Source organism: Bacteroides sp. RTP31139st1_H2_RTP31139_211217 (assembly GCF_040227615.1).
Classification (GTDB): Bacteria; Bacteroidota; Bacteroidia; order Bacteroidales; family Bacteroidaceae; genus Bacteroides; species Bacteroides uniformis.
In genome coordinates this window covers 737-1,984 of sequence record NZ_JBCNZM010000314.1, presented here as the reverse complement: position 1 = coordinate 1,984, position 1,248 = coordinate 737, and the positions used below count along the sequence as shown (strand labels likewise).

The window sequence follows — 1,248 nt, the reverse complement described above, 5'->3', positions numbered from 1 at the left end:
TTGCAATACGAAGGATTGGAATTGCTGAATGCCAAAGAAGCTGTTGTATGCGCCGTTAAGCTGACTCGTGCTGCAAGAGGTGCCGCTGCTGCTGCAGGCAACTAATCGATTCTTTCCAAGAAAGACTAAATATTCGGGAACGCGGATTAACGCAGCCAACGCAGATTTCATACTGATTTCCGCGGAAAGTTGCGATAATCCGCGTTCTTTTTACGGCTCACGAGAGTGTATAATTCACCACAGATTACACAGATTAACACAGAATGAATTTAATGTACCGATAATCAAAGATGTCTATCTGTGCAAATCTGTGTAATCTGTGGTGAATACTAGTTTTAACACCCTCATAAACAGGAAGCACAGACTATGAAATATTTAATTGTAGGATTGGGCAATATCGGCCCCGAATATCACGAAACCCGCCATAACATCGGATTCATGGCAGTAGATGCTCTGGCAAAAGCAGCGGGTGCCACTTTTACCGACGGACGTTATGGCTTCACCACAACGCTGTCAGTCAAGGGACGCCAACTGTTACTGCTGAAGCCTTCCACCTTTATGAAGCTCATCGGCAACGCCGTGCGCTACTGGATGCAAAAAGAAAACATTCCATTGGAGAATGTGTTGGTAGTGGTAGATGACCTGGCACTGCCTTTCGGCACACTGCGCCTGAAAGGTAAAGGAAGCGATGCGGGACATAACGGCCTTAAGCATATTGCAGCAACACTGGGCACTCAGAATTATGCACGCCTGCGTTTCGGCATCGGCAATGATTTTCCCCGTGGTGGACAGATTGACTATGTGCTGGGACATTTTACCGATGAAGATTGGAAAACAATGGGTGAGAGATTGGAAACAGCCGGAGAAATCATCAAAAGTTTCTGTCTGGCGGGAATAGATATCACCATGAATCAATATAACAAGAAATGAACGAAGCCAGAATTGACAAATGGATGTGGGCCGTACGCATCTTCAAGACACGTACCATAGCCGCCGAAGCCTGCAAAACAGGACGCATCAGCATCAATGGCGCACTGGCAAAGGCTGCCCGTACGGTGAAACCGGGAGACGTCATCCAGGTGCGCAAGCCCCCCGTCACCTATTCCTTCAAAGTTCTGCAGCCCATCGAAAAGCGTGTCGGCGCAAAGTTAGTGGCCGAAATGATGGAGAATGTAACGACTCCGGAACAGTATGTACTGCTGGAGATGAGCCGTGTCAGCGGTTTCGTCAACCGTGCCAAAGGTACCG

General features: G+C 48.0%; 2 protein-coding genes and 1 pseudogene. All 3 read left to right on the top strand.

Features of this window, described 5'->3' with window-relative positions; genetic code table 11:
- Positions 1-105: pseudogene (locus tag ABUA47_RS24460) on the top strand (50S ribosomal protein L25); the annotation flags it as partial.
- Between the two features lie 261 nt (positions 106-366).
- Positions 367-930, top strand: coding sequence for an aminoacyl-tRNA hydrolase (gene pth / locus ABUA47_RS24455; protein WP_349832253.1), 564 nt, complete (start codon positions 367-369; stop codon positions 928-930).
- The coding region (locus ABUA47_RS24450; protein ID WP_349832251.1) for an RNA-binding S4 domain-containing protein at positions 927-1,248 on the top strand (322 nt) is incomplete at its 3' end. The genes pth and ABUA47_RS24450, both read left to right, overlap by 4 nt.